Genomic DNA, 26,875 nt, shown 5'->3' on the forward strand with positions numbered 1-26,875 from the left:
TTATCAATTTATCGCATCTTTGTTACATCCCACAAAAAGCAGGCCGGGACGCTTCTGCTATGCTTTTTTGTTATGCATCTCTCATTCTTATCAAAGTGCGAACGGAAGCACTCCAATAACACATTGCTTTTAAAGGAGTTATTTTTCATGAATCACTTAGACGGCCTGAAACAATTCACCACCGTAGTGGCAGACAGCGGCGATATCGAATCGATCCGCCATTATCAGCCAGAAGATGCGACGACTAACCCCTCGTTACTGCTGAAAGCAGCCGGGCTGGAGCATTTCTCCCATCTGATTGAGGACGCGATTGCCTATGGCAAAACGCGCGGCAAAACGCAGGAGCAGCAAGTCGCGGAAGCCAGCGACAAACTGGCGGTCAATTTTGGTGCGGAAATTCTGAAAAGCATTCCTGGGCGCGTTTCAACCGAGGTGGATGCGCGCCTCTCTTACGATAAAGCGAAAAGCATCGCCAAAGCGCACCGCCTGGTTGAACTGTATGAGGAACAGGGCATTCCGAAATCCCGCATTCTGATCAAACTGGCCTCCACCTGGGAAGGCATTCGCGCGGCAGAGGAGCTGGAAAAAGAGGGCATCAACTGTAACCTGACGCTGTTGTTCTCCTTCGCCCAGGCGCGCGCCTGCGCCGAAGCCGGGGTGTTTCTCATCTCGCCATTCGTTGGCCGTATTTACGACTGGTACAACGACCGCAAACCGCTCGATCCCTACGTGGTGGATGAAGATCCTGGCGTGAAATCGGTGCGCAATATTTACGATTACTTCAAACAACATCGCTACGAAACCATCGTCATGGGCGCCAGCTTCCGCCGCACGGAACAGATCCTGGCGCTGGCCGGTTGCGATCGCCTGACTATCTCTCCGGCGTTGCTGAAAGAGTTGCAGGGACAAGAAGGGATTGTGGAACGCAAGCTGGTTCCTTCCCGCCAAACCTTCCACCGCCCGGAACCGCTTACGGAAGCGGAGTTCCGCTGGGAACATAACCAGGATCCGATGGCCGTCGACAAACTGGCCGACGGTATCCGCCAGTTCGCCGTTGATCAGCGCAAACTGGAAGATCTGCTGGCCGCCAAACTTTAACTTTTGCCAAGGAGTGAACGATGTCCCGTAGAGAGCTTGCTAACGCCATTCGCGCCCTGAGTATGGACGCGGTGCAAAAAGCCAATTCCGGCCACCCTGGCGCGCCGATGGGGATGGCGGATATCGCCGAAGTGCTGTGGAATGATTTTCTTAAACATAACCCGGCCGATCCCACCTGGTATGACCGCGACCGTTTTATCCTTTCCAACGGTCACGCGTCGATGCTGCTGTACAGCCTGCTGCACTTAAGCGGGTATGATTTGCCGCTCGAAGAGCTGAAAAATTTCCGCCAGTTACACTCGAAAACGCCGGGTCACCCGGAAATTGGTTACACGCCGGGCGTGGAAACCACCACCGGTCCGCTGGGCCAGGGGCTGGCGAACGCCGTCGGGCTGGCGATTGCCGAACGTACGCTGGCCGCGCAGTTTAACCGCCCCGGCCACGATATCGTCGATCATTACACCTATGTCTTTATGGGCGACGGCTGCCTGATGGAAGGCATCTCCCATGAAGTCTGTTCGCTGGCGGGGACGCTGGGGCTGGGCAAGCTGATTGGTTTCTACGACCACAACGGTATCTCCATTGATGGCGAAACCGAAGGCTGGTTTACCGACGACACCGCCAAACGCTTCGAGGCGTATCACTGGCATGTGATTGGCGATATTGACGGCCACTCTCCGGAAGCGGTGAAAAAGGCCATCGAGGAAGCGCAAAACGTGAAGGATAAGCCGTCGCTGATTATCTGCCGCACGGTAATTGGCTTTGGCTCGCCGAATAAAGCCGGTAAAGAGGAGTCGCACGGCGCAGCGCTGGGTGAAGAAGAAGTGGCGCTGACCCGGCAAAAACTGGGCTGGAAATACCCGGCGTTCGAAATTCCCAAAGAGATTTATCAGGCGTGGGATGCCCGCGAACGCGGGGCGAAGCAGCAGCAATCATGGAATGAGAAACTGGCGGCCTGGGAGAAAGCGTACCCGGAACTGGCTGCCGAGTTTAAACGCCGCATGAGTGGTGGTCTGCCGGAATCGTGGGAGAAAACCACCCGCGAATGGATTAATAACTTGCAGGCAAATCCGGCAAAAATCGCCACCCGTAAAGCCTCGCAGAACACGCTGAATACCTTTGGTCCGGTACTGCCGGAACTGCTTGGCGGCTCGGCCGATCTGGCGCCCAGCAACCTCACCATCTGGTCGGGTTCTAAATCGCTGAAAGAAGATCTTGCCGGTAACTACATTCACTATGGCGTGCGTGAATTCGGTATGACCGCCATCGCGAACGGCATTGCTCACCACGGCGGCTTTGTGCCTTACACCGCCACCTTCCTGATGTTTGTCGAATATGCGCGTAACGCGGCGCGCATGGCCGCGCTGATGAAGGCCCGGCAGATTATGGTCTACACCCATGACTCCATCGGTCTCGGGGAAGATGGCCCGACGCACCAGGCCGTTGAACAGCTTGCCAGCCTGCGTTTAACGCCGAACTTCAGCACCTGGCGACCGTGCGATCAGGTAGAAGCGGCGGTCGGCTGGAAGCTGGCCATCGAGCGCCATAACGGCCCGACAGCGCTGATTCTGTCGCGGCAAAATCTGACGCAAATGGAGAGAACGCCAGAGCAGGTGCAGGCCATCAGCCGCGGCGGCTACATTCTGAAGGAGAGCAGCGGGAAACCGGATCTGATCCTGATTGCCACCGGTTCGGAGATGGAAATCACCGTCAAAGCCGCCGAGCAACTGAGCGCCGAAGGCGTGAATGTGCGCGTGGTTTCCCTGCCTTCAACGGATATCTTTGATGCCCAGGATGAAGCGTGGCGCGAAGCGGTGCTGCCGTCGGATGTCAGCGCGCGCGTCGCGGTGGAAGCTGGGATCGCCGACTACTGGTACAAATATGTCGGCCTGAAAGGAGCGATTGTCGGGATGACCAGCTACGGTGAATCCGCGCCAGCGGAAAAACTGTTCCCGTACTTTGGCTTTACCGTCGAAAACGTGGTGGCGAAAGCCAAAGCGGTACTGAAAAAATAAACCTGCGGTGCGCCAGCTTGTCGCGGCTGGCGCGCCCTTTATTTCCCTTCGCGTCGCGGCTCGCTCTAGCGCGTCACCCACAGCGTGGGCCAGGCATCAGGGCCATGCCAGCCATCGCAGGCCGGTTCCTGAGCGTAACGTACCAGGCGAAAATTCTGGCCATCAAAACGCCAGCGGCTCGACACGCCGCAATCCTGCAAACCACGGCCTTTCGACAAGGTGTTCAGCTCGCCGCTTTTCTCGTCAAACACCGCATTCATCAGCTCCATCTCATCGTTACCATTATCCGGCGTAAACGGCAGATGCAGGCGAACGGGCCGTGAGGCGAACGGTTTCTGCCGCGACACCAGCCACGCCAGATCGACAATGTTATACGCACCCGCTTCACAGTCGATCATCAACAATGCTTTGTCATCGGTGAGCGCCGAGACGCGAACCTGGCGGCGCATCGGATCCAGCGAACACGGGCTGTTGTTCATGCGCCAGTTGCCATAATCCAGCAAATCATTCAGTTCCGCGTGGGTCAGCGGCGTCGGGGTCACGCTCGCCTGAGCCACCTCTTTCAATGCGGGCGCAGGCGGGACGCTAAGCGGCGGGCCATCGCCCTTTTTGATCCACGCCGTTTCGCTGCCGACGCGTTTTTGCAGCGAATCAATAAACAGCAGCGCGGCTTTCAGCCCCACCAGCGAAATCGTCCCTTTGCTGCCCTGCAGGGTAATGGTCTGCCCTTCCTGGATGGTTTGCAGAAAACGGGCGATGGTTTCGCTGTCACTGGTTATCAGATGCCAGGGGGTGATTTGCCAGCGCGCTCCGGCCAGCGTTAACGGTTGTTCGTCAAGCAGCAGGCGGCCAGCAATGGGCGGCTCTTTGGCCGCAGGCGCATCCAGCCCGCCCAGATCGATACGCAGCGTCGCATCGGTTCGCGCACCGGCGCTACGCTCTAACGTCATCACCAGGCCATTGTGTTCGCCGGTGTTACGCGCAACGCAGAAATTCTGGTTATTGCAGGTCACCTGCCAGTCGGAAAAAGATTGTTGTGCAGGCGCAGCCCACAGCAACGGCGCAGAGAAAAGCCCGAACAGCAGAGTGAAAACGCCGCGATAACGCATGAATGGTACAACCCCGGAAGAAGAGACGCAGAACCTGCGTATCTTCTATCTCCGGCTTCGCTTGCTCAATCGGATTTATCGGATAGCTTCATCTGAAACCGCCGCTATTAACCCTTTAAAATTCAGTCCATTAACCCGGATAATTTCAGGTACTGCAATAAAATCACTGTCTTGCCGTCGCGAATCTCGCCGCTGGCAACCATTTCCAGCGCCTGGCTGAATGGAAACTCCAGCACTTCAATATCTTCATCTTCCACGCCGCCGCCGTTATTGACCCGCTGCGCATCGCCATATTCAGCAATAAAAAAGTGCACCAGCTCAGTCACGCCGCCCGGCGACATATAGAGTTCGAAGACTTTACGCACCTCGCCGATCTGATAGCCGGTCTCTTCAATCGTTTCCTTACGGATACAAACTTCCGGCTCATCGTCATCCAGTAAACCGGCGCAAGTTTCAATTTGAATCCCATGCGCGTCGCAGTTAATCCAGGCCGCCACCCGGAATTGACGAATTAACACAACACTCTGTTTTTCACGGTTATATAACAAGATTGTCGCGCCGTTGCCCCGGTCATAGACTTCGCGTTTATGACGGATGATCTCTCCGTTCCTTCGCGTCAGGTCATAGGTAATATTACGTAGAATAAAATAGTTTTCAGAAAGGATTTTATCTTTGATGACGTTAATTTTCAGTGACATACAGGCTCCATGGCGCTAACACTTAGCGTTATAATATGCCTTAGAGCCTGTTTTGTCGCGCCGGGTGTTAATGCTTATCCGGCGTTTTTACCCCTAACCAGTCCAGCATGCCTTGCGCGGCATGACGCCCTTCCGCCATCGCCGTCACCACCAAATCGGCACCGCGTACCGCATCGCCACCGGCGAAAATTTTCGGGTTGCTGGTCTGGTAACGGTACGGGCTGTTAACGCTGGCGGCAATGCGTCCCCACTCATCCATGCGCACACCCTGACGCTCCAGCCATGGCATGGAATGAGGGTTAAAGCCAAACGCCATGATCACCGCATCGGCAGGCATGACAAACTCGCTGCCCGCAATCGGCACCGGGCGACGACGCCCTTTCGCATCCGGTTCGCCCAGTTGCGTTCGCAGCAGACGAATGCCGCAAACCTTGCCGCTTTCATCCAGCTCCACGTTCACGGGTTGGACATTAAATTCGAATTCCGCCCCCTCATCGCGGGCGTTTTTCACCTCTTTCTTCGAACCCGGCATATTGGCTTCGTCGCGACGATACGCGCAGGTCACTTTGCTTGCCCCGTGACGCAGCGCCGTGCGCACGCAGTCCATCGCCGTATCGCCGCCGCCCAGCACCACCACATTCAGGCCTTCAGTATTGATAAATGGCTCTTGCGGAATTTCCGGCAGCCCCATCAGTTGTTTCGTATTGGCGATCAAAAACGGCAGCGCGTCATACACGCCAGGCGCATCGTCGTTCGGCAAATTGGCCTGCATCGAACGGTACGTTCCCACGCCGATAAATACCGCGTCGTAATCACTCAGCAGCGTATCCAGCGCGATATCCTTGCCGATTTCGCAGTTCAACTCAAAACGGATACCCATTGCGCTGAAGATTTCCCGGCGGCGCGCCAGCAGCGATTTATCCAGCTTGAAGGAGGGAATACCAAACGTCAGCAGACCGCCAATTTCAGGGTGACGATCAAAGACGGTCGCGCTGACGCCATGACGCGCCAGCACATCCGCGCAGGCCAGCCCGGCAGGACCAGCGCCGATAATAGCGATGCGTTTATCTACTGCCTGCACCTGGCCTAAATCCGGCCGCCAGCCCTGCGCCAGCGCCCGATCGGAAATATAGCGCTCGATATTGCCGATGGTCACCGCGCCATACTCATCGCGCACCGTGCAGGCGCCTTCACATAAACGATCCTGCGGGCAGACGCGACCGGTTATCTCCGGCAGGCAGTTGGTTTGATGGGAAAGCTCAACGGCGGAGGCAATATCGCCCTCTTTCACCCGCGCAACCCACTGCGGAATATGGTTATGCAGCGGACAGCTCCATTCGCAGATGCTGTGTTCACCGCAGCTCAGACAGCGTTGCGCTTCACGCTGCGCCTGGTCAGCGCGAAACGGCAGGTAGATTTCATCAAAGCCGCACTTGCGTGCCGCCAGCGGCAGTTTATCCGGCTCTCCGCGCGCGGGCGTTTTACGCATCTGCCGCACCTTGCGATCGTCAAGCGCAGGCGTCAGCGCCGCAACGCTGTGCCACGGCTGAGCTTCATGGCTTGCGGTACGCAGACGGCGGGTTTTTGCCAGATTCGCCAGCACGTCGCTATTAATCAGTTGCAGCGCGTCTGCCGGACAATTTTGCGCGCAGGCCGGACCTTCCGCGCGCCCCGCGCAGAGATCGCATTTGTGCGCCGTTGCTTTTACCTGACCTTCGCCAACGGGCGTGACCAGCACTTGCATAGTGCCAAACGGACAGGCGACAACGCAGGATTTGCAGCCAATACATTTCTGCTGGTCAACCTGCACGGAATCATCGACGCGGCTAATGGCGCCGTTCGGGCAACTGCGGGCACAGGGCGCAGCTTCACAGTGATGACAGGTCACCGCGCTGCGCTGCTGCTGATGTTTAATAACCGTAATTCGCGGATGAAATTGTTCGGGGCTTAATACATGTTGCTCATCGTTATGCGCCATCACGCAGGCAACTTCACAGGCACGACATCCTATACATTGTTGGCTGTTCGCCATAATAAAACGATTCATGGCAACCTTCTTTTTATTTAATTTGTTTAACCCTGGTCTTAATCAGGCATTGTATTTACCGGGAGTCTCAGAGACAGGCAATGTTCAATTGCCCAGGAAGGTTATCTATTTGTCACGAACTTGTAGCAGATCAATTTCCTGACGCATTTTGGAACAAATGCGTCTATTTGACAGGGCTAAAAAGGACTCCGTGCGGCGCGACCATTAGGCGGATGTTTTTTGCCGCCCATAGCGCAAATAGTCAATAACTGTAAAAAAACGTCTTTAAACTGACGAAACGGCGGGAGAAAATTTGGGTTAAAATAGGTTCTGCATAGATACGCCTTAAACAGGCATGATAATTTACATTTTCTCCTTTTTTTCTCCACGATTGGTTTCTGCATTGCCGCTACATTGATGCAAGCAATGTGACTATAACGATACGCAGCGATATGAGGTTTTCTTTCTGATGGCGAATTTTTTTATTGATCGCCCCATTTTTGCGTGGGTGCTGGCGATCCTGATCTGTCTTACGGGGACACTTGCCATTATCTCTTTACCCGTCGAGCAATATCCTGATTTAGCACCACCGAACGTTCGTATTACTGCTAACTACCCCGGCGCTTCGGCGCAAACGCTGGAAAATACCGTCACTCAGGTTATCGAGCAGAATATGACTGGCCTCGATAATCTGATGTATATGTCATCGCAAAGTAGCGCAACCGGCCAGGCGACGGTGACGCTGAACTTTAGCGCCGGAACCGACCCGGATGAAGCCGTGCAACAGGTGCAAAACCAGTTGCAGTCCGCGCTGCGTAAGCTGCCGCAGGCGGTACAGAATCAGGGCGTAACGGTGCGTAAAACCGGTGATACCAACATCCTGACCATCGCCTTCGTCTCCACCGACGGATCGATGGATAAACAGGATATCGCCGATTATGTCGCCAGTAATATTCAGGACCCAATCAGCCGCGTCAACGGCGTCGGCGATATCGATGCGTACGGTTCGCAATATTCGATGCGCATCTGGCTCGACCCGGCAAAGCTCAACAGCTTCCAGCTCACCGCATCCGATGTGACCAGCGCAATCTCGTCGCAGAACGCGCAGATCGCTGTCGGCCAGCTTGGCGGTACGCCTTCCGTTGACCGCCAGGCGCTTAACGCCACCATCAATTCGCAGTCGCTGTTACAAACGCCGGAACAGTTTCGCAACATCACGCTGCGCGTCAACCAGGATGGTTCCGAAGTACGGCTGGGCGATGTGGCAACGGTGGAACTGGGCGCAGAAAAATATGATTACTTAAGCCGCTTTAATGGGAAAGCCGCCTCCGGTCTGGGGGTGAAACTGGCCTCCGGCGCCAACGAAATGGAGACCGCCGAACTGGTGATCAGCCGGCTTAACGAGCTGGAGCCCTTTTTCCCGCATGGCCTGGAATATAAAGTCGCTTATGAAACCACGTCGTTTGTAAAAGCCTCCATTATCGACGTGGTGAAAACCCTGCTGGAAGCGATCTTGCTGGTGTTCCTGGTGATGTATCTGTTCCTGCAAAACTTCCGCGCCACCCTGATCCCCACCATTGCCGTACCGGTCGTGCTGCTCGGTACGTTCGCGGTGCTTTACGCCTTCGGCTACAGCATCAACACCCTGACCATGTTCGCCATGGTGCTGGCCATCGGTCTGTTGGTGGACGATGCGATTGTGGTGGTCGAGAACGTCGAACGCATCATGAGCGAAGAGGGGCTTTCGCCCAGGGAAGCGACGCGCAAATCGATGGGCCAGATCCAGGGAGCGCTGGTCGGGATTGCAATGGTGCTGTCGGCGGTGTTTGTGCCGATGGCTTTCTTTGGCGGCACTACGGGCGCTATCTACCGTCAGTTCTCCATCACCATTGTGTCGGCGATGGTGCTGTCGGTGCTGGTGGCGATGATCCTCACCCCGGCGCTGTGCTCAACGCTGCTGAGGCCGCTGCACAAGGGTGAGTTGCACGGGCAGAAAGGGTTCTTCGGCGCATTTAACCGTATTTTCGACCGCAATGCGCATCGCTATGAGACCGCGGTGGGGAAAATCCTCCACCGCAGCCTGCGCTGGATTCTTCTCTACGTGCTGCTGATAGGCGGCATGGTGTTCCTCTTTCTGCGCCTGCCCACTTCGTTTCTGCCGCTGGAAGACCGCGGGATGTTTACCACTTCCGTACAATTGCCGAGCGGCGCAACGCAGCAACAGACGCTGAAAGTGGTGCAAAAAGTCGAAGATTACTTTTTCACCCATGAAAAAGAGAATGTCGAATCGGTCTTCTCTACCGTTGGTTCCGGTCCCGGGGGGAACGGGCAAAACGTTGCGCGTCTGTTTGTCCGCCTGAAAGACTGGGATGCGCGTAACCCGACAACCGGCAGCGCCGCCGCCATTATTGAACGCGCCACCAAAGCCTTTAACCGTATTAATGAAGCCCGCGTCTTTGCCAGCAGCCCGCCAGCCATCAGCGGAATGGGCAGTTCCGCCGGTTTTGATATGGAGTTGCAGGATCACGCCGGAGCGGGCCACGATGCGCTGATGGCGGCACGTGACCAGTTGCTGGAGATGGCGGCGAAAGATCCGGCGCTGACCCGCGTTCGCCATAACGGCCTCGACGACAGCGCACAGTTGCAAATTGATATCGATCAGCGCAAAGCGCAGGCGCTGGGCGTGTCGATTGATGATATCAACGACACTCTGCAAACGGCCTGGGGTTCGAGCTACGTTAATGACTTTATGGATCGCGGCCGCGTGAAGAAAGTCTACGTACAGGCCGCCGCGAAGTTCCGCATGTTACCGGACGATATCAATCTCTGGTACGTGCGCAACAGCAGCGGAACGATGGTCCCCTTCTCAGCCTTTGCCACCTCGCGCTGGGAAACCGGTTCGCCGCGCCTCGAACGTTACAACGGTTATGCCGCGCTGGAGATTATCGGCGAGTCCGCTCCCGGCGTCAGTACCGGTACAGCAATGGATGTGATGGAGAAGCTGGTCAAACAGTTGCCGACCGGTTTTGGGCTGGAGTGGACGGCGATGTCCTATCAGGAACGGCTCTCCGGTGCGCAGGCGCCTGCGCTGTATGCCGTGTCGCTGCTGGTGGTGTTCCTGTGTCTGGCGGCACTGTATGAGAGCTGGTCGGTGCCGTTCTCGGTGATGCTGGTCGTGCCGCTCGGCGTGATCGGTGCACTGCTGGCAACCTGGCTGCGCGGGCTGGAAAACGATGTCTATTTCCAGGTCGGTCTGCTAACGGTTATCGGTCTGTCAGCGAAGAACGCTATTCTGATTGTTGAATTTGCCAACGACATGAATGCGAAAGGTGAAGATCTGCTGGTTTCAACGCTGCATGCCTGTCGCCAGCGTCTGCGCCCTATTTTGATGACCTCGCTGGCCTTTGTCTTCGGCGTATTGCCAATGGCGACCAGCACCGGGGCAGGTTCCGGCAGCCAGCACGCGGTTGGTACCGGCGTTATCGGCGGGATGCTCTCCGCCACCATCCTGGCCATCTTCTTCGTACCGTTGTTCTTTGTGCTGGTGCGTCGCCGCTTCCCGCTGAAAGAGCGCGCGCAATAAGGCCAACAAAAAGGCGACTCCGTGGAGTCGCCTTTTTTTATGTGATTGGTCACATTTTATTTTTAAGCCGTCACTGCTTTACGATTCGACAGGAAATTATTTACGAAGCATGCCTTCGATAAAATCTTTCCAGTTCCCCAGTTCATGTTCAATCATAACAACCTCTCTTATTATCGCCGCCATTCTACTAAACGCCTCAATGACTGTGAAGGTATTTTAACTGATTGCTTCACTCATCATTAGCAGGGTATTTTTAATGGAGCAGTAGTAACTATGCGCCGGCAATTCGGTTTTTACTGTGAGTGATAGCAATATTCCACAGGATCTATAAGGATAAATAAAATGGCGATCACATTGTACGATAAATCCGCAATTGAACATGTTGACTGGCAGGAAGTGACAGCGCTGCTCGCCGCCGGTGGGCTCAACCAGCGCGACCCGGCGTTAGTCGAACAGGCGTGGCATAACAGTACCTTCTGCTGGTTCGGTTACCACGAGGGGAAACTGGTCGCCACGGCCCGCGCCATCAGCGATCTGACATGGGCCAGCTATGCGGCGGATATTGTTGTTGCGCCTGAAATGCAGGGCCGCGGTTATGGTAAGCAGTTGATGATCAATATTGTTAAAACATTATTACCCTTCGGCAAAACATTTATATATTCAGTTCCGGAAAAGACAGGATTTTATCAACAATATGGTTTCCGTTTTTTAACCACTGGAATGGTATGCGCAACATCTGAAAGTTTATTCAAACTGGAACAAAGCGGTTACATTCGTTAAAACCGTATTAGCAGAAGAATGCTATTTCAATTACATTCCGTTATTCTAATTTCTTGTGCAAATATCCAAAAATGAGACAAAAGGATTAACCATGTTCACAATGTACGGCATTAAAAATTGCGACACCATCAAAAAAGCGCGCCGCTGGCTGGAAGCAAATCAGGTGGAGTATCGCTTTCATGATTACCGCGCTGACGGCCTTGATGCCCAATTATTGCGTACATTTATTGATGAACTTGGCTGGGAAGCGTTGCTGAATACCCGTGGTACCACCTGGCGTAAGCTGGATGAAAGCCTGCGTGCCACCATTACTAACGCTGATGCCGCCGCCGCGCTGATGCTCGAAATGCCGTCAATCATCAAACGACCATTGCTCTGCGCGCCCGGTAAGCCTATGCTGCTGGGTTTCAATGAATCCAGTTATGAGAAGTTTATCAACGAGGTGTAGTTTATGTCGTGCCCGGTTATTGAGCTGACACAGCAGCTTATTCGTCGCCCTTCTCTGAGTCCAAATGATGAAGGTTGCCAGGCGTTAATGATTGAACGTCTGCGTGCCATCGGTTTTACCATCGAGCCGATGAATTTTGGCGACACGCTCAACTTCTGGGCATGGCGCGGCCAGGGAGAGACGCTGGCGTTCGCCGGGCATACCGACGTGGTGCCTGCTGGCGATGCCGATCGCTGGATCAACCCGCCGTTTGAACCGACCATCCGCGACGGCATGCTATTTGGCCGCGGCGCGGCAGACATGAAAGGTTCGCTGGCCGCGATGGTAGTAGCCGCCGAACGTTTTGTCGCGCAGCACCCGCAGCATAAAGGACGCCTTGCCTTTCTGATCACTTCTGATGAAGAAGCCAGCGCCGCCAACGGTACGGTAAAAGTGGTTGAGGCGCTGATGGCGCGCAACGAACGTCTCGATTATTGCCTGGTCGGCGAACCCTCCAGTTCGGAAGTGGTTGGCGACGTGGTGAAAAACGGTCGTCGCGGCTCCCTGACCTGCAACCTGACAATTCACGGCGTGCAGGGCCATGTCGCTTACCCGCATCTGGCCGATAACCCGGTACACCGCGCTGCGCCAATGCTCAACGAGCTGGTGGCAATTGAGTGGGATCGCGGCAACGAATACTTCCCGCCGACCAGTATGCAGATTGCCAATATCAAAGCCGGCACCGGCAGCAATAACGTCATTCCGGGCGATCTGTTTGTGCAGTTTAACTTCCGCTTCAGTACCGAACTGACCGACGAGATGATTAAAGCGCAGGTGCAGGCGCTGCTGGAAAAACATCAACTGCGCTACACCGTGGACTGGTGGCTTTCCGGGCAACCCTTCCTGACCGGGCGCGGCAAGCTGGTCGATGCGGTGGTTAACGCTATCGAGCACTATAATGAGATCAGACCGCAACTGTTAACCACAGGCGGCACGTCCGATGGGCGTTTTATCGCGCGTATGGGCGCGCAGGTCATTGAACTGGGGCCGGTGAACGCGACCATTCATAAAATCAACGAGTGTGTGAATGCGGCGGATTTACAGCTGCTTGCCCGCATGTATCAACGCATTATGGAACAACTCATTGCCTGACGGGTCTGGAGGATTGCATGGACTGGCTTGCTAAATATTGGTGGATTCTGGTGCTGGTGTTTTTACTCGGCGTACTGCTGAACGTGATCAAAGATCTTAGCCGCGTCGATCACAAGAAATTCCTCGCCAACAAACCCGATCTGCCGCCACATCGTGATTTCAACGACAAGTGGGATGACGATGATGACTGGCCGAACAAAGACCAGCCGAAAAAGTAACCCCCCAACAATGCATTCACCCCCTTCCGGGGGTGAATGTCGCTTTTACAGAAACTCGATAATATCGTCATCGTTCGGCTTACCGCCGCTCAGCGCTTCATCAAAGTAGTGTTTCGGCACGGTGTAACGCAGATGATTTAACGCCAGTTCGATACTACGATCGTCAATTGCATGGCCTAAATCATCGACGATATCCAGCGTCACATCACCACCCAACTGCAACAGTGCTTCCTGGGCGCTTACCGCCCATGCCAGATCGATCACCCGATCTTCGCCGCCGTGAATAAGATGGATAGTCTGGGCGCTGACCGCATTTTCCGGCAGGCTGGCGTAACGACCGTTAAAAGCAATCACCCGTGATGCCAGATCCGGCTGCGCCTTCATCCCTTCCAGTGCCATAATTGCGCCCTGCGAGAAACCGATAAGCGCCGTCGCCAAAGGGCTAACACCGCTCTGCTGCTGCCAGTAACGCACAATGTCGATAAACTGCGGCATCACCGCATCCACACGCTGCTGGCGGTTCTCTTCCGTCACGCCATCAACGGAGAACCATTGCCGACCCGCGCCTGTGGCTTCAATGCCGCCAATGCTGACAATCAGCGCATCGGGGAAGTGCGGAACAAACCAGCTACCAATTTCGCCCATGGAGACCGGATTATCGCCAACACCATGGAACAACAGCAGGAGCTGTTTAGCCGGGGCGAGTGGGCTTTGCACAACAAAATGGTCATGTTTCATGGTGGTCTCCTTAATCGTTGAGTGCAGTTTACGCCCGCCAGCCATAATGACCATGCCATTTAACTGAATGAGATAGTTAAAAAAACTGCATTTTCTGCACCCGTTCTTTCAGGGTAAGCGTGCGCCACGCATTGAGCTGTTGCAGCGCCTGCGCAGCTTCACTCCGCTGCTGCGCCAGCAATGCTTTGCGCCCGTGAAGCGAAAGGCGCTGGCACACGGCCTGCTCGCTCTCACCGTCTGAAAGCTGCCCGCGCAACGCGGCCAACGGTAACGCGCTGTGTTGCAGCAGGCGGGATAACGCGCCGATGGCCGCAGAGAGCGGACGATGAGCAAAAGCAAACCCGGCCAGCTCCTGCCAGTCCTCTTCATTAAGGGTAGACGCCTGCACGACGGGCAAGGACAACTTTTCCTCGCGCCAGGGCGCAAGCCAGGGAAGATCGCGCGCCAGGCGCTGCTGTTCACGTTCCGCCAGCGCCTGGCCTGACGTCGTCAGAGGCAATATGGCCATCGCCGTATAACAACCGCTGCTGGCTTCCCGGTGGCTGCCCAGACGTACCAGCACAAACCCGCAACGCTGCCAGAAACGCCACAGCGCGGGCGTGAAGCCAAAACTGACCGACAAATAATCGCAGCCGTCAGCCTGCACCTGCGCACGGGTAATCAGCGCCCGGCCAATGCCTTCACGCTGGCAACCGGGATGCACGGCGATACGGCTGACGCGCAGCCCACGCAGCATGGCGGCAAGCGGGTTTCCGCCATGCGCCGCCAGCGATTGCGCCACCAGGTTGCCGCGTGGGCGACGAAAACCAGCCCACACCGCCTGGCTCAGCGCCGGGCTTAATCCGCCCTCTTCAACCAGCCAGAGCGCAGCCACCACGCTCTGCGCCTTTTGCGCCAGCCAGAAATGCTGCCCTGGCGCATCCATCATGCGGCGCAGATCGAGCGGCGAAGTGCGGTAGTGGGCGCTCGCCAGCAGACGGTATAACGCCGCAGGTCGCGAAGGCGTTTTCTGCCAGGCATCTTGCGCCAGCGGTAGAATTGTCACCTCGCCTGCGGGCGCCTCGCCAATCTGCGCATCATCAAACAGCAGCAGATTTTCAATCACCTGCTCCAGCGGGCAACCTGCTGCCCAGCGCAGCGGCGTGTTCAGTGCCTCAAATTGCAGATGGGGAAACCCGGCGCAGAACTTCAGCAGAAACCCCTGCCCGGTGCCTTCATAGCCCTGAACCGTTGTAGTGAGCAGAACATGCCGAAAGGCGGAGACAAGCGTATGCAGCAAAGGGCCAGGGATCGCCGCCGCCTCATCCACCACCAGCCAGCCTGGCTGGTTGCCGCTGTGCGCAATCCGCTGCGCCAGCGCATCCGGCGCTATAAAGGAAAAATGTTCTCCGGCGTAAGCCGCCAGCACATCCGTAGCGGCGCGTGCAGGCGCGGTTACCGTGGCAGGAGCCGACAACCGCGCAATGTGCATACCCGCCAGCGCCGATTTCCCCCTTCCGCGCGGCGCAGTAACAACCATTACGCCGGGCGGCATCGCCTGTAATCGTGCGAGGATCCGCGCCTGTTCCTGCGCTGGCGCCCCGGTTGCGGGATGCCAGTCGGCACGCGGAATTTCAGCGGGGAAAGTGAGTGGTTGCCCTTCACGCCAGATCAGCACCTGGCTGTCAGCCTGTACGGTTCGACAAAAATGCCCGACAAAAACCGGCACCGGAATGGGATCAAGGGTATCGCTCCAGCGCGCGCTGTCAGCATCAGGCTGTTGCGGCCATACGCTGAAGGGCGGCGTAAGCAACACCAGCCAGCTACCAGCGGTTAATGTCCCAGCGAGCGCGGCAAAAGCGGCGACATCAAAACCCGTGCGGGCGTCAAACACCGCATGTTGAAACTCGCGCCCCAGCAACGTCGTCAGCGCACGCGGCGCGCAGTGCAGCGGCCAGGATGCGGCTTCGCCCACCCACAGCCAGTCTCCGGGAAGATTCTCGCGCAATGTGCAGGCCTGTGCTTCACACCAGCCGGGCGAGCCGCTGACCACCAACAAGCGGCGGATGCCCTGCCGCGCCATCTGTGCGCTCAGTTCAGAAAACGGTGACATAGCAGAAGGTCAGAGACGCCCGCTGAAGGTGTCGCACTGCGCCGGATCGCCGCTGTCCATACCGCGTTTAAACCAGCTGTAACGCTGTGCGGAAGTGCCATGGGTGAAGGTCTCCGGGAATACTGCGCCCTGGCTGCGCTGCTGCAACCGATCGTCGCCTATCGCCTGCGCGGCATTCAGCGCCTCTTCCAGATCGCCCGCCTCCAGCACGCCTTGCTGCTGCATGCTGTGCCCCCAGACGCCCGCATAGCAATCGGCCTGAAGCTCCATGCGTACTGAGAGTTCATTGGCCTCTTTTTGCGTCGCATTCTGTTGCAGGCGACGCACTTTGGCTTCTGTTCCCAGCACCTTCTGTACGTGATGCCCCACTTCATGGGCAATAACGTAACCCTGGGCAAAATCGCCGCCAGCGCCGAGTTTACTTTTCATCTCGTCATAAAAGGAGAGATCAATGTAGACCTTGCTGTCCGCCGGACAGTAGAACGGCCCCATGATCGATTGCCCTGTGCCGCAGCCAGTGTTGGTATGGTTGCGATACATAACCAGTTTAGGTTGCGGATAGGTTCGCCCCATCTTTTGGAAAATTTCGCCCCAGGTATCTTCCGTCGAAGCGAAAATCACGCTGGTGAAGCGCGCGGATTCATCTTCCTGCGGGCTGATACTCCGTTGCTGCTGCGGAGCGGTATTGATCGGCTGCCCGGTGAGCAAACCTGTCAGATCAACGCCGTAATAGCTGGCCACCATCACCACAAACAGCAGGATCAACCCGCCTTTGCCGCCCGGCAGGCGAAACCCCGGTCCGCGCATTGACGGCCCGCCCGACTCATTGCGCCGGTCCTCTACGTTGCTACTTTCTCGACGCCCTTGCCAGCGCATAACTTACTCCCTATCCCAATGATGGACACTGTATATATGATCGTAGGCGCTCAGGGAAGGATTAGCACGGGAAAAAAGAGGCGGAAATCCAGAGGATGCAGGCATCCTCTGGCGGTAATGCGGGGTGGATAATTAGTCTAATTTCACGCCCAGACGATGGGCAACGGCTTCATAAGCCTCGATCAGGCCGCCGAGGCTCTGACGGAAACGGTCTTTGTCCATTTTGTCCAGCGTCTCTTTGTCCCACAGGCGGCTACCGTCCGGTGAAAACTCATCGCCGAGCACCACTTCACCTTTGAACAGGCCGAACTCCAGTTTGAAGTCGACAAGGATCAGGCCAGCATCATCGAACAGTTTTTTCAGCACGTCGTTCGCTTTGTAGGTCAGCTCTTTCATACGCGCGAGGTTTTCTTTGTTCACCCAACCGAAGGTTTCGCAGTAGGATTCGTTGACCATCGGATCGTGCATTGCGTCGTTTTTCAGGAACATATCGAACAGCGGCGGGTTCAGCTCGATGCCTTCTTCAATGCCCAGACGCTTAACCAGCGAGCCAGCCGCGCGGTTACGGATCACGCACTCAACCGGCACCATATCCAGCTTTTTCACCAGGCATTCGGTATCGGAGAGCAGTGCTTCCATCTGGGTCGGGATGCCCGCTTCCTGCAATTTGCTCATAATGAAATGGTTGAACTTGTTGTTCACCATGCCTTTACGATCGAACTGCTCAATGCGCGCGCCATCCCCTGCTGACGTATCGTTACGGAATTCGAGCACCAACAGATCCGGGTTTTCGGTACTGTATACGGTCTTCGCTTTGCCGCGATACAACTCAGCTTGCTTTTGCATCTTTCTTACTCCAGGTGTGATGATTTAGAGACGATTTCGCTATTTTACGCCGACGCACACGTTTGCGTCACCAAAATTAAAAAAGGCCGGAGTTTTCCGGCCTTAGGGATTAATGGTTGAACGCTGACTGGAATGCCGCGACCAACGCATCGTTTTGCGACTGCGTCAGAGTATGACCTTTCGGATCGATAAACTGCAGGCTGCTGCGGTTGTCCAGATCGCCGACCTGCAACTTGTAGTCACCGGCGGAGAGGCCCGGATCGCGCGCGCCCAGATCCCGCCAGCCGCTGTCAGACAGTGGCTTGTAGGTCACGGAAATGCTGCCGGTAGAACGGGTGCTGTCGGTCACTTTCATGCCCACTTTTTCCAGCACTGTCGGCAGACGCTGCCATACGATGTTGAACGGACCACGCACCACCAGCATTGGCAGACCGGTATCATCCGCGCTGCTCTGGACATCCAGCGAGGTTACGCTGCGTTTTTCAGCGGCGTTCTGCGCGTCGGTCGCGGATTTATCCAGACCGCCGGAGATGACGTTCAGCATTTCGGTGCTGTAGCGCTGCAACGATGCCGCGTCAGCCACCGGTTTGCCCGCCTGCTCCAGGTTCAGCAGCTTAACCACCACTGCCTGCTGATAGCCCTGCGGTTTCACCGAGATTTGATAACGGCCGCGATACTGCTGATCTTCATCCAGACGGTTCCAGTCAACCCAGCCGGTGGTCAGGCTCTGCGACGCATCGTCACGTTTGTCGATGCTGTAGTTTTGCGCCTGAATGATGCTGACGACCTGCGGCCACAGCGTGCTGTTGCGACCGTTTTCTACCATCAGCGTTGCGGTATCACCCGTAAACTGGGTGCGCGCGCCGCTCACCAACGCCAGCGGCTGTGCTGGCGGGCGGATATCCAGCGCTTTACCGACTGCGCCGCTGCCGTTCGTGACAGGGATGTTGTAATCACCGTTTTGCAGCGGAAGGATCATTCCTGCCGGCGCATGAAGTTCAGCAAGCGGTGTGGCATCCAGATAGGATTCGTCACCGCTAACCTGACGCTTGTAACGTGAATCGGAACTACAGGCGGCGAGCAACATCACAAGTGAAACACCCGCTACCTTCGCCAGGCGCGACTTCTGTACTGAGTAAGCCATCAAATCTCCCTAAACTTTACAGCAGACCGGCATGCTTAAGCGCTGCACGGACAACCTCACGACCACTATCGGTGATCGGCGTCATCGGCAAACGTAGCGTATCGGTTGCTACAAGCCCCAACTCCTTACATGCCCATTTGACCGGGATCGGATTGGGTTCGACAAATAGTTTGTTGTGTAACGGCATCAGACGCTGGTTAATCACGCGCGCTTCGGCGAAATGCCCCTGGATCGCCAGTTTGCACATTTCGGCCATGTCTCGCGCCGCGACGTTAGCAGTCACGGAAATAACGCCGTTGCCGCCGAGCTGCATAAAGTCCAGCGCGCTGGCATCGTCACCGCTCACCAGAATAAAGTCATCTGAAACCAGCTCTTTGATCTGATGAACACGCGTTAAGTTCCCGGTTGCTTCTTTAATACCGACAATATTTTTAATTTCCGCCAGGCGACCCACGGTTTCCGGCAGCATATCGCAGCCGGTACGCGACGGCACATTATACAGAATTTGCGGCAGGTCAGTATGTTCGGCGATGGCTTTAAAATGCTGGAACAGACCTTCCTGAGTAGGACGGTTGTAATACGGCGTGACGGTCAGACAGCCGACAATGCCGCTATTATTAAAGCGTTTCGTCAGGCTGATGGCTTCTGCGGTGGCGTTTGCGCCCGTCCCGGCAATAACAGGGATGCGCCCTTCGGCCAGTTCCACGGTCATCATCACCACATCGGCATGTTCTTCGTGGCTTAGCGTGGCGGATTCACCGGTAGTCCCTACCGATACGATCGCCGAGGTTCCATTGGCGACATGATAATCAATCAGTTTCTTCAGGCTTGAGCGGCAGACTTTACCTTCCGAATCCATCGGCGTGACAAGCGCGACAATACTTCCCGTGAACATGGGCCATCCTCTGTGCTAACAAGATTCTCAATGGTACGTGCGGTGCTGTAAGAAAAGCAAGAGACCTGAGGCTCAGTGGCGGTTGTATGCCGGTTTTTTTTATGCTTTCCTTATGATTACCTCACGTTTGACAGGAAGCACAGGTTTGACGACCTCATCACAACATTTTTTGGTTATCACTGCGCTGGGGGCCGACCGGCCTGGCATTGTGAACACGATCACACGCCACGTCAGTAGCTGCGGTTGTAATATTGAAGACAGTCGCCTGGCGATGCTGGGGGAAGAGTTCACTTTTATAATGCTGCTTTCCGGGTCGTGGAATGCCATTACGTTGATTGAATCCACCCTGCCGCTGAAAGGCGCAGAGCTTGATTTACTCATCGTCATGAAGCGTACCGACGCCCGCCCACGCCCTGATATGCCCGCCACCGTTTGGGTGCAGGTTGACGTTCCTGATTCACCGCATTTGATCGAGCGATTTACGGCGCTGTTTGACGCACACAAGATGAATATTGCCGAGCTGGTTTCGCGCACGCAGCCAGGAAATAAAGATGATGTCCCGCAGTTATTTATCCAGATCACCGCTCACAGCCCGGCCTCAGAAGACGCATCAAATATTGAGCAGGCGTTCAAAGCCCTATGTACAGAACTGCACGCGCAAGGCAGTATAAACATCGTTAACTATTCTCAGCATGATGAACAGGATGGAGTTAAGTAATGAATCCACTGAAAGCCGGTGATATTGCACCGAAATTTAGCTTGCCCGATCAAGACGGAGAACAAGTAAATTTGACCGACTTCCAGGGACAGCGTGTTCTGGTCTACTTCTACCCGAAGGCGATGACACCAGGATGTACTGTCCAGGCCTGCGGCCTGCGCGATAACATGGACGAGTTGAAGAAAGCGGGCGTAGAAGTGCTGGGTATCAGCACGGATAAGCCCGAAAAACTGTCCCGTTTTGCCGAAAAAGAGTTGCTCAATTTTACGTTGCTGTCTGATGAAGACCATCAGGTATGCGAGCAGTTTGGCGTCTGGGGTGAAAAATCCTTTATGGGTAAAACCTACGACGGCATCCACCGTATTAGTTTCCTCGTGGATGCAGACGGCAAAATCGAACATGTGTTTGATGATTTCAAAACCAGCAACCACCACGACATCGTGCTGAACTGGCTGAAAGAAAGCGCCTGATTACGCCTCCTTTTTCCGAGGGCGAATCACTCGATTCGCCCTTCTCGTTTCTCTCTTCGCGTCTTATTTGAAGTTGATCACATTTTATTCCCACGTCTCGACACTAGTGCCGACAGGTTATTTTTCGCTCAGCGCTGACCATCACTTTTGTCCGCCCCCGGCCACTCAAAAACAGACAACCAACTGAAATATAAAGATTTAAAATTCTGGCACACCTTGTGCTAAGGCAGGTTCAACGAATTTTGCCTTCATTAACAAGGAGCCGTCATGAACCGCTTTGTGATTGCCGATCCCGAGTGGTGTATAGGATGCAACACCTGCCTTGCCGCGTGTTCGGATGCCCATAAACTTCAGGGATTACAACAGCATCCGAGGCTCACGCTGGTGCGAACGCAGACAAAAACCGCACCCGTGCTCTGCCGCCACTGCGACGACGCGCCCTGTAAACAGGTGTGCCCGGTCAACGCCATCTCCTTCCAGGATGAGGCGGTTTATCTCAATGAAACACTGTGTATCGGCTGCAAGCTGTGCGGTCTGGTCTGCCCCTTCGGCGCGATCACGCCATCCGGCAGCCGTCCACTGAATATTCCCGCGCGTTACGAACATCATCTGCCGGAAGAGCAACTGCGCGATGTGCCCGCCAGCCCGAACACCGATCACCCTTTTTTGCGCTGGAATGCAGGCGTACAGACCATCGCAGTGAAATGCGATCTCTGCCACTTCCTGCCGGAAGGGCCATCCTGCGTGCGGGCCTGCCCGACCAACGCCCTGCATCTGGTGACGGATTCTGCCATGCATAAACAGTTAAAAACCCGCAGAGAGCTGGCCGCCCTGAGTTCGACGGAAATCACTTTCGCGGCCGTCTCCCCTTCGTCGGAGCAACGCTAATGGATGCCCTGCAATTATTGATGTGGTCAATCGTGCTGTACGTGGCTGGCGGCGTGGCCTCGCTGTTGCTCTCCCGTCAGCAAATTCTGGCCATCAACGTCGCCGGCATCTCGGCAATGCTCGGCGGATTATTAGGCATTGCCAGCGCACTGGTCGCACTGGGCGGCGGCGAAACACTCACCTGGCAGGCCGCCGGGCCGTTTGATTTCGCCCATTTTATGGTGCGCCTCGACAATCTCAGTGCCTTTATGCTGCTGGTGATTTCCCTGCTGGTCACGCTGTGCGGGCTTTATTCGCTGGCCTATGTCCGCGAATACCTCGGCAAAGGGCCGGGTGCGATGGGGTTCTTTATGAACCTGTTTATCGCCTCGATGGTCGGTCTGGTGGTGATGGACAACGCCTTCTGGTTCATCGTGCTGTTCGAGATGATGTCGCTGGCCTCGTGGTTTTTGGTTATCACCGACCAGGATGACGAATCGATCCGCGCCGGGATGCTCTACTTCTTTATTGCCCACGCCGGTTCCGTGCTGATCATGATCGCCTTCTTCCTGATGTGGCGGCAAAGCGGCAGCCTGGATTTCGCCAGCTTCCGCACCCTGTCGCTGTCGCCGGGTACCGCTTCGGCGGTGTTCCTGCTCGCCTTCTTCGGGTTTGGTGCCAAAGCCGGGATGTTGCCGCTGCACAGTTGGCTGCCGCGCGCTCACCCGGCAGCACCGTCCCACGCCTCGGCGTTGATGTCCGGCGTGATGGTGAAAATCGGGATCTTCGGCATTATCAAAGTCGGCATCGACCTGCTCGGTCATAGCGGCATTCCGCTGTGGTGGGGCGTGGTGGTGCTGGCTTTTGGCGCCGTCTCTTCGGTGCTCGGCGTGCTGTATGCGCTGGCCGAGCACGACATCAAACGCCTGCTGGCGTGGCACACGGTGGAAAACATCGGCATCATTTTGATGGGTGTCGGCGTCGGCATGGCGGGGATTGCGCTGCACCAGCCGGTGATTGCCGCTGTCGGCCTGCTGGGCGCGCTGTTCCACTTGCTCAATCATGCGTTGTTTAAAGGGCTGCTGTTTCTCGGCGCCGGGGCGATTATCTACCGTCTGCACAGCCGCGATATGGAAAAAATGGGCGCGCTGGCGAAACGGATGCCGTGGACAGCGGGCGCATTCCTGGTGGGCTGCCTCGCCATTTCCGCCATGCCGCCGCTCAACGGTTTTATCAGCGAGTGGTACACCTACCAGTCGCTCTTCTCCCTGACGCGCATCGACGCCATTATTCCGCGCCTCGCCGGTCCTGTCGCGATAGTGATGTTGGCGATCACCGGCGCGCTGGCCGCGATGTGCTTCGTCAAAGTCTACGGCATTAGTTTCTGCGGTAACCCGCGCAGTGAAAAAGCCGATCAGGCGCGGGAAGTGCCATGGCCAATGATTGCCGCCATGCTGGCGCTGGCGCTGCTCTGCATTGTGTGCGGCGTCGGTGCCAGCGTCGTCGCGCCGCACCTGTTGCAGGTTGCGCTTTCACTGACTGCCACCACGTCTCTTGCCGTCACTCAGGGCGCAACGCTGGTTCCCGGCGATGCACAACAGGCCATGCTGACACCCTCCACCCTGTTCCTGCTATTAATTGCTCTGCCGCTGCTGCCCGGCCTGTTCTGGTACATCAACCGCCAGACGCGCGGCAACTGGCGGCGCAGCGGCGATGCCTGGGCCTGCGGTTACGCATGGGAGAAAGGCATGGCGCCTTCAGCAGGCAGCTTTACACAGCCGCTACGGGTGATGTTCGGCCCGCTGTATCGCCTGCGTAAACAGCTCGATCCCACCACGCCTCTGCAACAAAGCCTTGGGGGCATTACGCAGATAGCCAGCCGTACCGAACCCTTCTGGGACGACAAAATTATCCGTCCGCTGGTCAGCACGACTCAGCGTATTGCCCGTCTGGTGCAGTATCTGCAAAGCGGGGATTTCCGTCTCTATTGCCTGTATGTGATTGCCGCGCTGGTGATCCTGCTGCTGACGATTGCGCTGTGAGGAGGGAATGACGATGTTAGAACAGACTTCTGCGTGGTCACTGGGGTTGTTTGCGCTTTGCCAGGCTGCTCTGTTGCTGGCGCTGACGCCGCTGTTTACCGGTATTTCGCGCCAGATCCGCGCCCGCATGCACTCAAGGCGCGGTCCGGGGATCTGGCAGGATTACCGCGACCTGCAAAAACTTTTGAAACGCCAGGCGGTGGCGCCCGCCTCTTCCGGGCTGATGTTCCGCGTGATGCCGTGGGTGCTGCTCAGCAGTATGTTGCTGGTGGCGATGACATTACCGCTGTTTATCCGCACCTCGCCCTTCGCTGGCGCAGGCGATCTGATCACCCTGATTTATCTCTTTGCGCTGTTCCGCTTTTTCTTTGCCCTTTCCGGCCTTGATACCGGCAGCCCCTTCTCCGGCCTGGGCGCCAGCCGCGAACTGACGCTGGGGATTCTGGTGGAGCCGATGTTGATCCTTTCACTGTTGGTGCTGGCGCTGCTGGCCGGTTCCACCAATATCAGCGCCATCAGCAACACGCTGGCATCAGGCTGGATCTCACCGGTCGCCACGCTGCTGGCATTACTCGCCTGCGGGTTCGCCTGCTTTATTGAGATGGGCAAAATCCCCTTCGACGTCGCAGAAGCCGAACAGGAGTTGCAGGAAGGACCGCTGACCGAATACTCCGGCGCGGGTCTGGCGCTGGTGAAATGGGGCATCGGGCTGAAACAGGTGGTGATGGCCGCGCTGTTTCTGGCGCTGTTTTTCCCCTTCGGCAATGCCGCCAGTCTGAGCATCGGCGCGATGGCGCTGTCGCTGGTTATCACGCTTATCAAATTGCTGGTGGTGTTCGTTCTGGCGTCGCTGGTGGAGAACTCGCTGGCGCGCGGACGCTTTTTGCTGACGCATCACCTTACCTGGCTCGGCTTCAGTCTGGCTGCGCTGTCGTATGTTCTCTGGTTAACCGGTCTGTAAGGAGCACAGGAAAACGATGGAAACTCTTGCTTTGACGACGCTGCTGCTGCCCTTTATCGGCGCGCTGATCGTCTCACTGGCTCCCCGGCGAACCGCCCCGCAGCTCGCCACGCTGTTTGCCCTGCTGGCGACGGCGGCGACGCTGTCGCTGGCGCTCAGTTTCTACAGTGCCGGACGCGAAGCGGTGGATATCCCGCTGCTGGCGGCGGGCCAGATAGCGCTGTTTGGCCTCACGGTCGATCGCATCAGCACGCTGATCCTGTTTGTGGTGGTGTTCCTCGGCCTGCTGGTGGCGCTCTATTCGACCGGCTATCTGACGCGCGGCAACCGCGAACATCCGCACGATGGCAGCAACCGCTACTACGCATTTTTGCTGATTTTTATCGGCGCGATGTCCGGGCTGGTGCTCTCTTCAACGTTGCTGGGACAACTGCTGTTTTTCGAAATTACCGGCGGCTGTTCCTGGGCGTTGATCAGCTATTACCAGAGCGAAAAATCACAGCGTGCGGCCATGAAAGCGCTGCTGATAACTCATGTTGGTTCGCTGGGATTATATCTGGCCGCCGCCACGCTGTTCCTCAACACCGGCACCTTTGCCCTGAGCGCCATCAGCCAGTTGCAGGGCACGCCAACTTTGCTGGTGTATGGCGGCATTCTGTTTGCCGCCTGGGGGAAATCGGCCCAGTTGCCGTTACAGGCCTGGCTGCCGGATGCAATGGAAGCACCAACCCCGGTGAGCGCTTACTTACACGCCGCGTCAATGGTGAAAGTCGGCGTCTATATTTTCGCCCGCGCCATCGCCGAAGGTGGACAGATACCGCATGTCATCGGCTGGGTCGGCGTGACAATGGCGACGATAACGATGGTCTACGGCTTTTTGATGTACCTGCCGCAAAAAGATATGAAGCGGCTGCTGGCATGGTCGACCATTTCGCAACTGGCGTGGATCTTCCTCGCGCTGTCGCTCTCCACCTTTGGTTCGCCGCTGGCCTTCAAAGCGGGGATTGTTTACATCTTCAACCACGCTTTCGCCAAGAGCCTGTTCTTCCTCGTCGCCGGTGCGCTGAGCTATAGCTGCGGCACGCGCCTGCTGCCGCGTTTGCGCGGGGTGATGCGTACGCTACCGCTGGCGGGCATCGGCTTTTGCGTTGCCGCGCTGGCCATCACTGGCGTTCCGCCGTTTAACGGCTTCTTCAGCAAGTTTCCCCTCTTCGCCGCCGGGTTCGCGCTGTCGAATAGCTACCCAATTTTGCTGCCGGTGATGGTGCTGGCGCTGGTGGAATCGGTCGCCAGCTTCGGCTGGTTTATCTACTGGTTTGGCCGCGTCGTTCCGGGCGAAGCGAGTGAAGAGGTAGCGCAGGCCGCACCGTTGCCGTGGGCGATGAAACTGGTGCTGGTCATTCTGATTGTGATGTCGCTGTGCTCAAGCGTGATTGCTGCGGCGTGGCTTGGATAAGGGAGTCGATGATGACGGGAACTTTGCTTGTTAACAATCTGGCGGGGCTGATGATGTTCACCTCGCTGCTGGTCACCTGCGCCAGACGCTACTCCGTCTCCTGCTGGTTGTATGCCCTGCAATCACTGGTGCTGGTCTCTATCTTTTTCACGCTGTCGCAGTTGCTGGATGCGGAACAACTGCTGATGTGGTCGTTCAGCGCCTTCTTCACCAAGGTACTGCTGGTGCCGCTGATCATGGGCTATGCGTTTCGCAAGATGGCACCGGATGGCGCAGGGGAGCGGCTGTTCGGCCCGGCGACGCTGGTGCTGATGGCCGCCGCCATTGTGCTGCTGTGCTGGTTTGTCGTCCGTCCGGTGCAACTGCCGATGGTCGCCCAGCTTAAACCGGCGCTCGCCGTCGCCCTCGGCCACTTCCTGCTGGGTCTGCTGTGCATCATCAGCCAGCGCAACATTTTGCGCCAGGTGTTCGGTTACTGCCTGATGGAAAACGGCTCGCATCTGGTGCTGGCGCTGCTCGCCTGGCGCGCGCCGGAACTGGTTGAGATCGGTATCGCGACGGATGCCATTTTCGCGGTGATTGTGATGGCGCTGCTGGCAAGGAAAATCTGGCGCACCCACGGCACGCTGGATGTTAACAACCTTACGGCGCTGAAGGGGTAATA

General features: G+C 56.5%; 24 protein-coding genes. 14 read left to right on the plus strand and 10 right to left on the minus strand.

The features are described 5' to 3' along the window. The first annotated feature begins 147 nt into the window (after nucleotides 1-147). Together tal and tkt are read left to right on the plus strand one after the other, a co-directional pair. Nucleotides 148-1,098, plus strand: coding sequence for a transaldolase (tal, locus tag C0557_RS18050; protein WP_208659998.1), 951 nt, complete (start codon nucleotides 148-150; stop codon nucleotides 1,096-1,098). Between the two features lie 20 nt (nucleotides 1,099-1,118). Next, nucleotides 1,119-3,113 (plus strand): transketolase, encoded by a 1,995-nt coding sequence (tkt, locus tag C0557_RS18055; protein ID WP_208660000.1) that lies wholly within the window; start codon nucleotides 1,119-1,121, stop codon nucleotides 3,111-3,113. Nucleotides 3,114-3,178: 65 nt separating this feature from the next. Here the strand turns inward: tkt and C0557_RS18060 are convergent, their stop codons facing one another. The 3 genes from C0557_RS18060 to aegA all read right to left on the minus strand — a co-directional run bounded on the left by C0557_RS18060 (nucleotide 3,179) and on the right by aegA (nucleotide 6,967). After that, a complete protein-coding gene (locus C0557_RS18060) occupies nucleotides 3,179-4,222 on the minus strand; it encodes a DUF1176 domain-containing protein (RefSeq protein WP_208660002.1) in 1,044 nt (347 codons plus the stop codon). Between the two features lie 122 nt (nucleotides 4,223-4,344). After that, entirely contained in the window at nucleotides 4,345-4,920 is a 576-nt protein-coding gene (gene nudK, locus C0557_RS18065; protein ID WP_208660004.1) for a GDP-mannose pyrophosphatase NudK, read from the minus strand. Nucleotides 4,921-4,987: 67 nt separating this feature from the next. Beyond that, on the minus strand, nucleotides 4,988-6,967 hold the full coding sequence (gene aegA / locus C0557_RS18070; protein WP_208660006.1) for a formate-dependent uric acid utilization protein AegA: 1,980 nt from the start codon (nucleotides 6,965-6,967) through the stop codon (nucleotides 4,988-4,990). Nucleotides 6,968-7,415: 448 nt separating this feature from the next. Between aegA and acrD the strand changes: the two genes are divergently transcribed. Beyond that, a complete protein-coding gene (gene acrD, locus C0557_RS18075; protein WP_208660008.1) occupies nucleotides 7,416-10,529 on the plus strand; it encodes a multidrug efflux RND transporter permease AcrD in 3,114 nt (1,037 codons plus the stop codon). Between the two features lie 96 nt (nucleotides 10,530-10,625). On the opposite strand, the gene ypfM is transcribed toward acrD, so the two are convergent. Further along, complete coding sequence (gene ypfM, locus C0557_RS18080) at nucleotides 10,626-10,685, minus strand: protein YpfM (RefSeq protein WP_100181659.1); 60 nt, start codon at nucleotides 10,683-10,685, stop codon at nucleotides 10,626-10,628. A 186-nt stretch (nucleotides 10,686-10,871) separates the two neighbouring features. Here ypfM and C0557_RS18085 point away from each other — a divergent pair, with 186 nt between their 5' ends. The 4 genes from C0557_RS18085 to C0557_RS18100 all read left to right on the plus strand — a co-directional run bounded on the left by C0557_RS18085 (nucleotide 10,872) and on the right by C0557_RS18100 (nucleotide 13,106). Further along, nucleotides 10,872-11,309 carry a GNAT family N-acetyltransferase gene (locus tag C0557_RS18085; protein WP_208660010.1) on the plus strand — a complete coding sequence of 146 codons (438 nt, stop codon included), beginning with the start codon at nucleotides 10,872-10,874 and terminating at the stop codon, nucleotides 11,307-11,309. A 91-nt stretch (nucleotides 11,310-11,400) separates the two neighbouring features. Then, nucleotides 11,401-11,757 (plus strand): ArsC family reductase, encoded by a 357-nt coding sequence (locus C0557_RS18090; protein WP_074778822.1) that lies wholly within the window; start codon nucleotides 11,401-11,403, stop codon nucleotides 11,755-11,757. A gap of 3 nt (nucleotides 11,758-11,760) precedes the next feature. Beyond that, nucleotides 11,761-12,888, plus strand: a complete 1,128-nt coding sequence (gene dapE, locus C0557_RS18095; RefSeq protein ID WP_208660012.1) for a succinyl-diaminopimelate desuccinylase — start codon at nucleotides 11,761-11,763, stop codon at nucleotides 12,886-12,888. 17 nt (nucleotides 12,889-12,905) lie between these two features. Next, on the plus strand, nucleotides 12,906-13,106 hold the full coding sequence (locus tag C0557_RS18100; RefSeq protein WP_074778820.1) for a YpfN family protein: 201 nt from the start codon (nucleotides 12,906-12,908) through the stop codon (nucleotides 13,104-13,106). Between the two features lie 45 nt (nucleotides 13,107-13,151). Here C0557_RS18100 and ypfH read toward each other — a convergent pair whose 3' ends face one another. The 6 genes from ypfH to dapA all read right to left on the minus strand — a co-directional run bounded on the left by ypfH (nucleotide 13,152) and on the right by dapA (nucleotide 19,697). Beyond that, entirely contained in the window at nucleotides 13,152-13,844 is a 693-nt protein-coding gene (ypfH, locus tag C0557_RS18105; protein ID WP_208660015.1) for an esterase, read from the minus strand. 76 nt (nucleotides 13,845-13,920) lie between these two features. Next, complete coding sequence (locus C0557_RS18110; RefSeq protein WP_208660017.1) at nucleotides 13,921-15,936, minus strand: tRNA(Met) cytidine acetyltransferase TmcA; 2,016 nt, start codon at nucleotides 15,934-15,936, stop codon at nucleotides 13,921-13,923. 9 nt (nucleotides 15,937-15,945) lie between these two features. Next, complete coding sequence (locus C0557_RS18115; RefSeq protein ID WP_208660019.1) at nucleotides 15,946-16,812, minus strand: neutral zinc metallopeptidase; 867 nt, start codon at nucleotides 16,810-16,812, stop codon at nucleotides 15,946-15,948. 132 nt (nucleotides 16,813-16,944) lie between these two features. Continuing rightward, nucleotides 16,945-17,658 (minus strand): phosphoribosylaminoimidazolesuccinocarboxamide synthase, encoded by a 714-nt coding sequence (gene purC / locus C0557_RS18120; RefSeq protein ID WP_007370878.1) that lies wholly within the window; start codon nucleotides 17,656-17,658, stop codon nucleotides 16,945-16,947. Nucleotides 17,659-17,767: 109 nt separating this feature from the next. Beyond that, complete coding sequence (gene bamC, locus C0557_RS18125) at nucleotides 17,768-18,802, minus strand: outer membrane protein assembly factor BamC (protein WP_074778813.1); 1,035 nt, start codon at nucleotides 18,800-18,802, stop codon at nucleotides 17,768-17,770. 16 nt (nucleotides 18,803-18,818) lie between these two features. Continuing rightward, the gene (gene dapA, locus C0557_RS18130) at nucleotides 18,819-19,697 is read right to left on the minus strand and encodes a 4-hydroxy-tetrahydrodipicolinate synthase (RefSeq protein ID WP_074778812.1); all 879 of its coding nucleotides are present in this window, start codon (nucleotides 19,695-19,697) and stop codon (nucleotides 18,819-18,821) included. A gap of 145 nt (nucleotides 19,698-19,842) precedes the next feature. Between dapA and C0557_RS18135 the strand changes: the two genes are divergently transcribed. From C0557_RS18135 to hyfE, 7 genes are all read left to right on the plus strand, one after another. Then, nucleotides 19,843-20,415: a glycine cleavage system transcriptional repressor gene (locus C0557_RS18135; protein ID WP_217273297.1), complete on the plus strand. Its 573-nt coding sequence runs from the start codon at nucleotides 19,843-19,845 to the stop codon at nucleotides 20,413-20,415. Beyond that, the gene (gene bcp, locus C0557_RS18140; protein ID WP_074778810.1) at nucleotides 20,415-20,885 is read left to right on the plus strand and encodes a thioredoxin-dependent thiol peroxidase; all 471 of its coding nucleotides are present in this window, start codon (nucleotides 20,415-20,417) and stop codon (nucleotides 20,883-20,885) included. Before C0557_RS18135 ends, bcp begins: the two co-directional genes overlap by 1 nt. Nucleotides 20,886-21,152: 267 nt before the next feature. Further along, nucleotides 21,153-21,773 (plus strand): 4Fe-4S dicluster domain-containing protein, encoded by a 621-nt coding sequence (locus C0557_RS18145; protein WP_074778808.1) that lies wholly within the window; start codon nucleotides 21,153-21,155, stop codon nucleotides 21,771-21,773. Beyond that, entirely contained in the window at nucleotides 21,773-23,794 is a 2,022-nt protein-coding gene (gene hyfB / locus C0557_RS18150) for a hydrogenase 4 subunit B (protein ID WP_208660022.1), read from the plus strand. Before C0557_RS18145 ends, hyfB begins: the two co-directional genes overlap by 1 nt. 13 nt (nucleotides 23,795-23,807) lie before the next feature. Further along, complete coding sequence (locus C0557_RS18155; protein WP_152630288.1) at nucleotides 23,808-24,755, plus strand: respiratory chain complex I subunit 1 family protein; 948 nt, start codon at nucleotides 23,808-23,810, stop codon at nucleotides 24,753-24,755. Nucleotides 24,756-24,771: 16 nt separating this feature from the next. Further along, complete coding sequence (locus tag C0557_RS18160) at nucleotides 24,772-26,211, plus strand: hydrogenase 4 subunit D (protein WP_208660024.1); 1,440 nt, start codon at nucleotides 24,772-24,774, stop codon at nucleotides 26,209-26,211. An 11-nt stretch (nucleotides 26,212-26,222) separates the two neighbouring features. Then, nucleotides 26,223-26,873 carry a hydrogenase 4 membrane subunit gene (gene hyfE, locus C0557_RS18165; protein ID WP_043952721.1) on the plus strand — a complete coding sequence of 217 codons (651 nt, stop codon included), beginning with the start codon at nucleotides 26,223-26,225 and terminating at the stop codon, nucleotides 26,871-26,873. The last annotated feature ends 2 nt before the right edge of the window (nucleotides 26,874-26,875 follow it).

Source organism: Kosakonia sp. MUSA4, assembly GCF_013085925.1.
Classification (GTDB): Bacteria; Pseudomonadota; Gammaproteobacteria; order Enterobacterales; family Enterobacteriaceae; genus Kosakonia; species Kosakonia sacchari_B.

What these genes read in the sequence shown, in the direction of transcription:
- tal (WP_208659998.1), top strand. Translation starts at nt 148, where the DNA reads ATGAATCACTTAGACGGCCTGAAACAATTCACCACCGTAGTGGCAGAC.
- tkt (WP_208660000.1), top strand. Translation starts at nt 1,119, where the DNA reads ATGTCCCGTAGAGAGCTTGCTAACGCCATTCGCGCCCTGAGTATGGAC.
- C0557_RS18060 (WP_208660002.1), bottom strand. Translation starts at nt 4,222, where the DNA reads ATGCGTTATCGCGGCGTTTTCACTCTGCTGTTCGGGCTTTTCTCTGCG.
- nudK (WP_208660004.1), bottom strand. Translation starts at nt 4,920, where the DNA reads ATGTCACTGAAAATTAACGTCATCAAAGATAAAATCCTTTCTGAAAAC.
- aegA (WP_208660006.1), bottom strand. Translation starts at nt 6,967, where the DNA reads ATGAATCGTTTTATTATGGCGAACAGCCAACAATGTATAGGATGTCGT.
- acrD (WP_208660008.1), top strand. Translation starts at nt 7,416, where the DNA reads ATGGCGAATTTTTTTATTGATCGCCCCATTTTTGCGTGGGTGCTGGCG.
- C0557_RS18085 (WP_208660010.1), top strand. Translation starts at nt 10,872, where the DNA reads ATGGCGATCACATTGTACGATAAATCCGCAATTGAACATGTTGACTGG.
- C0557_RS18090 (WP_074778822.1), top strand. Translation starts at nt 11,401, where the DNA reads ATGTTCACAATGTACGGCATTAAAAATTGCGACACCATCAAAAAAGCG.
- dapE (WP_208660012.1), top strand. Translation starts at nt 11,761, where the DNA reads ATGTCGTGCCCGGTTATTGAGCTGACACAGCAGCTTATTCGTCGCCCT.
- C0557_RS18100 (WP_074778820.1), top strand. Translation starts at nt 12,906, where the DNA reads ATGGACTGGCTTGCTAAATATTGGTGGATTCTGGTGCTGGTGTTTTTA.
- ypfH (WP_208660015.1), bottom strand. Translation starts at nt 13,844, where the DNA reads ATGAAACATGACCATTTTGTTGTGCAAAGCCCACTCGCCCCGGCTAAA.
- C0557_RS18110 (WP_208660017.1), bottom strand. Translation starts at nt 15,936, where the DNA reads ATGTCACCGTTTTCTGAACTGAGCGCACAGATGGCGCGGCAGGGCATC.
- C0557_RS18115 (WP_208660019.1), bottom strand. Translation starts at nt 16,812, where the DNA reads ATGCGCTGGCAAGGGCGTCGAGAAAGTAGCAACGTAGAGGACCGGCGC.
- purC (WP_007370878.1), bottom strand. Translation starts at nt 17,658, where the DNA reads ATGCAAAAGCAAGCTGAGTTGTATCGCGGCAAAGCGAAGACCGTATAC.
- bamC (WP_074778813.1), bottom strand. Translation starts at nt 18,802, where the DNA reads ATGGCTTACTCAGTACAGAAGTCGCGCCTGGCGAAGGTAGCGGGTGTT.
- dapA (WP_074778812.1), bottom strand. Translation starts at nt 19,697, where the DNA reads ATGTTCACGGGAAGTATTGTCGCGCTTGTCACGCCGATGGATTCGGAA.
- bcp (WP_074778810.1), top strand. Translation starts at nt 20,415, where the DNA reads ATGAATCCACTGAAAGCCGGTGATATTGCACCGAAATTTAGCTTGCCC.
- C0557_RS18145 (WP_074778808.1), top strand. Translation starts at nt 21,153, where the DNA reads ATGAACCGCTTTGTGATTGCCGATCCCGAGTGGTGTATAGGATGCAAC.
- hyfB (WP_208660022.1), top strand. Translation starts at nt 21,773, where the DNA reads ATGGATGCCCTGCAATTATTGATGTGGTCAATCGTGCTGTACGTGGCT.
- C0557_RS18155 (WP_152630288.1), top strand. Translation starts at nt 23,808, where the DNA reads ATGTTAGAACAGACTTCTGCGTGGTCACTGGGGTTGTTTGCGCTTTGC.
- C0557_RS18160 (WP_208660024.1), top strand. Translation starts at nt 24,772, where the DNA reads ATGGAAACTCTTGCTTTGACGACGCTGCTGCTGCCCTTTATCGGCGCG.
- hyfE (WP_043952721.1), top strand. Translation starts at nt 26,223, where the DNA reads ATGACGGGAACTTTGCTTGTTAACAATCTGGCGGGGCTGATGATGTTC.